General features: G+C 71.4%; 7 protein-coding genes. 5 read left to right on the plus strand and 2 right to left on the minus strand.

The window, feature by feature from the left end; translation table 11 throughout:
- The first annotated feature begins 298 nt into the window (after positions 1-298).
- Genes FV222_RS14000 through FV222_RS14010 form a run of 3 tightly spaced genes read left to right on the plus strand, consistent with a single transcriptional unit; the run spans position 299 to position 2544 of the window.
- On the plus strand, positions 299-1042 hold the full coding sequence (locus FV222_RS14000; RefSeq protein WP_147763585.1) for a molecular chaperone DjiA: 744 nt from the start codon (positions 299-301) through the stop codon (positions 1040-1042).
- On the plus strand, positions 1039-1785 hold the full coding sequence (locus FV222_RS14005; RefSeq protein ID WP_147763586.1) for an N-acetylmuramoyl-L-alanine amidase: 747 nt from the start codon (positions 1039-1041) through the stop codon (positions 1783-1785). The genes FV222_RS14000 and FV222_RS14005 overlap by 4 nt, the downstream gene beginning before the upstream one ends.
- Before the next feature lie 9 nt (positions 1786-1794).
- The gene (locus FV222_RS14010) at positions 1795-2544 is read left to right on the plus strand and encodes a hypothetical protein (protein WP_147814722.1); all 750 of its coding nucleotides are present in this window, start codon (positions 1795-1797) and stop codon (positions 2542-2544) included.
- Positions 2545-2554: 10 nt separating this feature from the next.
- Here FV222_RS14010 and FV222_RS14015 read toward each other — a convergent pair whose 3' ends face one another.
- Positions 2555-3583, minus strand: a complete 1029-nt coding sequence (locus tag FV222_RS14015; RefSeq protein ID WP_147814724.1) for a TerC family protein — start codon at positions 3581-3583, stop codon at positions 2555-2557.
- A 206-nt stretch (positions 3584-3789) separates the two neighbouring features.
- Here FV222_RS14015 and FV222_RS14020 point away from each other — a divergent pair, with 206 nt between their 5' ends.
- Together FV222_RS14020 and FV222_RS14025 are read left to right on the plus strand one after the other, a co-directional pair.
- The gene (locus FV222_RS14020; RefSeq protein ID WP_147814726.1) at positions 3790-5052 is read left to right on the plus strand and encodes a TIGR03862 family flavoprotein; all 1263 of its coding nucleotides are present in this window, start codon (positions 3790-3792) and stop codon (positions 5050-5052) included.
- Positions 5049-5771, plus strand: a complete 723-nt coding sequence (locus FV222_RS14025) for a hypothetical protein (RefSeq protein ID WP_147814728.1) — start codon at positions 5049-5051, stop codon at positions 5769-5771. Before FV222_RS14020 ends, FV222_RS14025 begins: the two co-directional genes overlap by 4 nt.
- 99 nt (positions 5772-5870) lie before the next feature.
- On the opposite strand, the gene FV222_RS14030 is transcribed toward FV222_RS14025, so the two are convergent.
- A complete protein-coding gene (locus tag FV222_RS14030) occupies positions 5871-6671 on the minus strand; it encodes a fumarylacetoacetate hydrolase family protein (protein WP_147814730.1) in 801 nt (266 codons plus the stop codon).
- Positions 6672-6752 lie beyond the last annotated feature (81 nt).

The raw sequence follows: 6752 nt of genomic DNA on the forward strand, positions 1-6752 counted from the left end.
GTGCCGCGATCGGTGGTGCGGGTGGCGCCATCGTCGGCGCCTCGACGGCGCCGCGCTGCCCCTACGGCACCTACCGCGACGCCTACGGCGACGTGTACTGCCGCTGAGGCTTCGCCGCCCCGGCACTGAAGCAGGATGGAGGAGGGCCGGAGCCGAACGCTCCGGCCCTTCCGCGTTTCGGACGGAGCCTGTATCCCCGGCGGCCTGTCGTCGGCGGAACGCTTCGAGGTCCGCCGGCATCGCAAAAAGGCCAGCCGGTGACCGTGCCGCATCTCCAAGACAACCCCGCCGGGTCCCGATGAATTCGGGGATCTGGGGCAAGCTCGGCGGCGCCGGGATCGGCCTCGCGATCGGCGGCCCCCTCGGGGCGCTCGCGGGCGGGCTCGCCGGGCACTATCTCGTCGACCGCGAGGGCGCGCTGTTCGGCCCGATGCCGCGGGACGTGGTCTTCACCACCGGCCTCGTGGCGCTCGCCGCCAAGATGGCGAAGTCCGACGGCGTGGTCACGCCCTCCGAGGTCGAGGCCTTCGGCAAGGTGGTGCAAGTCGGCGAGGCGGAGCGCGCCCGCGTCACCCGCCTGTTCGACCTCGCGAAGCGCACGACCAACGGCTACGAGGCCTATGCCCGCCAACTCGCCAACGCCTTCCACGACGAGCCGTCCCTGCTGGAGGACGTCCTCGACGGCCTGTTCCACATCGCCACCGCCGACGGGGCGATCCATCAGGCCGAGGAAGCCTATCTCCGCGCCGTCGCCGAGATCTTCGGGTTCGACGACATCGCGTTCCGCCGCATTGCCGCCCGGCACGTGCGCCTGGCCGACGACCCCTACCTCGTCCTCGGGCTGGAGCACGGCGCCGACCCGGCCGCGGTGAAGGTCCGCCACCGGCAGCTCGTGGCCGAGAACCATCCCGATCGCGCGATCGCCCGCGGCCTGCCGCCCGAGGCGGTGGCGATCGCCACCAAGCGCCTCGCCGCGATCAACGCCGCCCACGACCGGATCCTCGCGGAAAGCGGCGTCCGTCTGGAAGGCGGTGCGGCATGACGCCGGACAGCCCGCTAGCCACCCGCATTCAGCCCTCGCCGAACCATGGCGAGCGCCTTGGCAAGCGGCCGGACATGCTGATCCTGCACTACACCGGCATGGACGGCGCGGCCGCCGCGCTGCAGCGGCTCGCCGACCCGATCGCCGAGGTCTCGGCCCATTACGTCGTGCTGGAAGACGGCACGATCCTGCAGATGGTGCCGGAGGGCCGCCGCGCCTGGCATGCCGGCCGGGCGTCCTGGCAGGGCGAGCGCGACGTGAACTCGCGCTCGCTCGGCATCGAGATCGTCCATCCCGGTCATGTCGGCGGCCTGCCGCCCTACCCTGAGGCGCAGGTCGCGGCGGTGACCGCGCTCGCCCGCGACATCGTCGTGCGCTGGGCGATCCCGGCGGACCGGGTGCTCGCCCATTCCGACATCGCTCCCGACCGCAAGGAGGATCCGGGCGAGAACTTTCCCTGGCGCCGGCTCGCGGCCGAGGGCGTCGGCCATCACGTGCCGGAGGTGCCTCTGCGCGACGGTCGCTTCTTCGCCGAAGGCGATGCGGGGCAGCCGATCGAGGCGCTGCAGGCGATGCTCGCGCTCTACGGCTATGACCAGCCGGTGACGGGCACGTTCGATCCGCACATGCGGGCGGTCGTCACCGCCTTCCAGCGCCATTTCCGGCAGGCGCGCGTGGACGGCATCGCCGACGCCTCCACCATCACGACGCTCCGGGACCTGATCGCGTCGCGTCCGACCTGAAGGAGGCTCATGCCCCGCCATCACCGCCCAAGCGCCGTGCCGGCCGGCCTCGTGCTGCTGGCCGCCCTCGCCACTCCGGCGTTCGCCCAGGATGCCCGGACGGGTGCGGCCAAGCCCAGCGCGATCTGCCCGGACCTGCCCGATCTCGGCGGGACGCTGCGGCGGGCACGGGTCGTGGCGGAGGGGGGCGTCGCGTTCGTCCGGTCGGCCGACGCGGACCCGGCTTGCCCGAGCCTCGCGCCCGCCTGTCGCGAGAAAGCCTTCCTCGTCGCCGGCAACGGCGTGATCCGCGGCGCGTCGAGCGGCGCCTTCGCCTGCGCGTCCTATGTCGGCGCGACGGGCCAGATCCGATCCGGCTGGTTGCCGGAGCGGGCGCTGGCCGACGACGCGCCCGCGACGGTCGGCCTCGACGACTGGATCGGCACGTGGATGAGCGGGCCGGAGCAGACCGTTACGATACGGCGCAAGGGCGAACGCCTCGTGCTATCGGGGACGGCATCCTACGGGACCCAGGACCCGGAACGGGTGAAGCGGGGGGCGATCAACATGGGTTCGTTTGAGGCCGAACTCGCTCCCGACGGCCAGGACATCGCCTGGACCGACGGCGACAAGACCGTGATCCCCGGCTTCCGCCCGGACGAGGTGAGCCGTTGCAGCGTCCGGATGCGGCTGATGCCGCCGGACCTCGTCGCGGAGAGCAACGGGGCCTACGGCGGCATGAACGTCACGTTCAGTGGGGTCTACCGCCGGGGCGGCTAGCTGGCGGGGCTCAAGCCCGGCCGTGCAGCTCCGCCTCGCGCCCGTCCGTGGCCGTGTCGGCATGCACCTCGCCGCGGGTACGCCACAGGCTGTAGAGGATGCCGACGGTGAGCAGCACCACCGTGACCGCGAGCGACACCCACGGCGGCACGTGGACCAGGCCGAAGGTGTCGGCGACCACGATCTTCGTGCCGATGAAGATCAGGATAAAGGCGAGCGCGGTCTTGAGGTAGGCGAAGCGATCGACCATCGCGGCGAGCGCGAAGTAGAGCGCCCGCAGGCCCAGGATCGCGAAGATGTTGGACGTGTAGACCACGAAGGTGTCCGTGGTGATCGCGAAGATCGCCGGCACGCTGTCGACCGCGAAGATCACGTCGGCGCCGTTGACCAGAACCAGGGCGAGCGCCAGCGGGGTGAGCCAAAGCGCGGTCTTGCCTGTCCGCGGATCAGCCTTGCGAACCATGAAGTGCTGGCCGTGAAGCTCGGGCGTGATGCGCAGCTTCGCCCGCAGCCAGCGCACGGCGGCATGATCCTGAAGGTCGCCGGCATCCTCCTCCTTGGAGAACAGCATCTTCAGGCCGGCATAGATCAGGAAGGCGGCAAACAGCGACAGGACCCAGGCAGCCTGGTGCACCAGCGCGGCGCCAAGCCCGATCATCAACCCGCGCAGCAGCACCGCGGCGAGGATGCCCCAGACCAGCACACGGTGCTGGGCGGCGAGCGGGATGCCGAGGGCCGAAAGGATGACCGCGATGACGAAGACGTTGTCCATCGACAGCGACTTCTCGACCACGAGGCCGGTGACGTATTCCTGGGCGGGCTGGGCGCCGAGATACCACCAGATCCAGCCGCCGAAGGCGAGGCCGAGGCTGAAGTAGAAGGCGGTGAGGAGCAGGCTCTCCTTCACGCCGATCTCGTGCTCCTTGTCGCGGTGGAGCAGGCCGAGGTCGAAGGCGAGGAGGGCCGCGACCAGGGCGTGGAACCCGAGCCACATCCAGATCGGCTTGCCGAGCCACTCGACGTATAGGAAATCGACCATTCGCGGGACCGTGATGCTTCTTTTGCAAGGAAAGCATCGGCTCCGACATCACGGAAGCATCTTGAGAGAGCATCCCGCCAGAGGGGCCCGCAGCCGATGAGCCGCAGTTAGAGACGCGAACGCGGCGAATCAAGGGCGGCCCAAACCGGGTTCGGGCGCCGCTGCCATGCCTTGACAGCGCGGGCGAACCGACGCCTTCCGCTGCCATGGACATTCGAGAGGACGACGTGGCGCGAGAAGACGCCCTCCAAGAGACAGTGGCGATCGTTGGCGGCGGCCCTGCCGGGCTGGCGGCAGCCGAGGTGCTGTCGGCCGCCGGGCACGCGGTGGGGGTCTACGAGCGGATGCCGTCGGTCGGCCGCAAGTTCCTGCTCGCCGGCCGCGGCGGGCTGAACCTCACCCACAGCGAGCCCGCGCCGGACTTCCTGCGCCGATACCATCCGTCGGGCAGCTTGGGCCGCGCGATCGAGGCGTTCCCACCCGATGCCCTGCGCGCCTGGTGCGAGGATCTGGGCGAGCCGACCTTCGTCGGATCGAGCGGGCGGGTCTTCCCGAAGGCGTTCAAGGCCTCGCCGCTGCTGCGGGCGTGGCTGCGCCGTCTCGAGGCTTCTGGCGTCCGCATCCACACAAGGCACCGGCTCGCGGCGTTCGAGGACGGCACCCTGGTGTTCGAGACGCCGGAGGGGAAGAGCTGGACGCGGCCGAAGGCGGTGCTGCTGGCGCTGGGCGGCGCGAGCTGGCCCCGGCTCGGCTCGGACGGGGCCTGGGTGCCGATGCTGGAGAACCTCGGCGTGGCCGTCGCGCCCCTGCGGCCGGCCAACGCGGGCTTCGCGGTGGCGTGGTCCGAGCACTTCCGCGAGCGGTTCGCCGGGCAGCCGCTGAAGCGGATCGGGCTTGCCGCCGACGGCGTGATCGTGCGCGGCGAGGCGGTGGTCACCGCAGACGGGATCGAGGGCGGCGCGATCTACGCGGTGTCGCGGGCCTTGCGCGCGATGATCGAGCGTAAAGGCGCGGCCCGCCTCGTGCTCGACCTGCGCCCCGACCTGACGTTGAGGGCGCTGGCCGACCGGCTGTCCGACCCGCGGCCCGGCGAATCGATGGCCACCCGCCTGCGCAAGGGGGCCGGCCTGTCGCCAGTCGCGGCGGGGGTCTTGCGCGAGTCGGCGGGCGTCGCATTGCCGGCCGATCCGGATGCGCTCGCCGGGCTGATCAAGGCCGCGCCGTTGCGCCTGCACGCCATGGCCTCAATGGAGCGCGCGATCTCCACCGCCGGCGGGGTCGGCCTCAGTGGGCTCGACGCGAGCTTCATGGTCCGCAAGCGGCCCGGCCTGTTCGTGGCGGGCGAAATGCTCGACTGGGAGGCGCCCACCGGCGGCTACCTGCTCCAGGGCGCGATCAGCAGCGGCCGGGCGGCGGCGGCCGGGATGGCGGCCTGGCTCGCCGAAGATCGGGGCACGAGCGCCGCATGATCCCCTGGGAGAACCTCGATACCGCCTCGATCCCCGGCGACGGCGGCACCCTGCGGCTGCGGCGGCGGGGCACCGAGTTCTCGATCATGCTTGGCCAGAACGAGCTGATGAACAGCCGCCTCAGCGGCTCCGAGGAGGCGCTGGCGACGCTGGCCTGCGGCAGGATCGCATCGCGAAAGGCGCCGCAGGTGCTGATCGGCGGCCTCGGCATGGGCTTCACCCTGCGGGCGGCGCTCGACGCCTTCGGGCCGGAGGCCGAGATCGTCGTCGCCGAACTCGTGCCCGCGGTGGTGGCGTGGGCGCGCGGCCCCCTGGCGCACCTCTTCGCCAGCAGCCTCGACGACCCCCGCCTCGCCCTGCACGAGGCGGACGTGAACCGCCTGATCCAGTCCGGCCCGGCCATGTTCGACGCCATCCTGCTCGACGTCGACAACGGCCCGGAGGGCATGGTCCGGGGCGAGAACAACCGCCTGTACGACGCCTGGGGCCTGAAGCGCGCGCATTACGCCCTGCGACCAGGCGGCGTCCTCGGCGTCTGGTCCGGCCGCCCGGATCGCAAGTTCAAGGCGCGGCTCGCCCGCTCGGGCTTCTCCGTCGAGGAGGTGCGGGTGCGGTCGCGCGCCAGCGGAGACGGCCCGCGGAACGTCCTGTGGATCGCCACCCGGACGGGGCCGCCGGTCTCGCCGCCCGCCCGTCCCGCATCGGAGGCGATGCCCTAGGGCATTTTCAAGCGAGGTGGTTGCCGGCTCGCGTGAAGAAAATGCGACCACGCAACAAGATAGAGCATTTTCCGTGATCCGTAGATCACGGAAAATGCTCTAGACGATGCGGATCGACAGCGGCGGCAGGCCGTCGATGGTGCCGAGCAGGACGTCGCCGCGCACGACCGGCCCGACGTTCTCCGGCGTGCCGGAATAGATCACGTCGCCCGCCTTGAGTTCGAACGCCTCGGAGAGGTTGGCGATCTGTTCGGCGACCGACCAGATCATGTCGGACAGGTCCGCATCCTGCCGCACGGTGCCGTTCACCGCGAGCCGGATCCGGCCGCGCGCGGGATGGCCGAGGGTCGCCGCCGGCAGGATCGGCGTGATCGGCGCGGACCGGTCGAAGCTCTTGCCGACCTCCCAGGGCTTCTTCTGGTCGCCCATGCCGCGCTGAAGGTCGCGCCGGGTCATGTCGAGGCCGGTCGCGTAACCGTAGACGTGGTCGAGGGCGCGGTCCTTCGGGATGTCGCGTCCGCCGGACTTCAGCACCGCGACGAGTTCGAGTTCGTGGTGGTAGTTCTTCGTCAGCGACGGATAGGGGTGGTCGGCCACCGTGCCGGGCTCCACCACCTGGATCGCGTCCGCCGGCTTCTGGAAGAAGAACGGCGGCTCGCGGGCCGGGTCCGATCCCATCTCGCGGGCATGCGCCGCGTAGTTGCGCCCGATGCAGTAGATGCGCCGCACCGGGAAGGCCTGCGCCAGCCCCGCGACGGGGATCGTCGTCTGCGCCAGGGGAAACAGCGTGGCGCCGCGGTCCGGCTCCGCAGCCGCGGGGTCTACGGCAAGGCCGACGAGGGCGGCCCCGGCGGCTCCGAGGGCCGTGCGGCGATCGAGGCGGGTCGTGATGCGGCTCATGAGGGCGGGTCCGATGGGAGCGCGGCGAGGCGGCATCGTCGCATATCGGGCGCGGCGGGGCGACGGTCGCGGTCGTCGGGC

Origin of the sequence: Methylobacterium sp. WL103 (genome assembly GCF_008039885.1) — a bacterium.
Taxonomy (GTDB): domain Bacteria; phylum Pseudomonadota; class Alphaproteobacteria; order Rhizobiales; family Beijerinckiaceae; genus Methylobacterium; species Methylobacterium cerastii.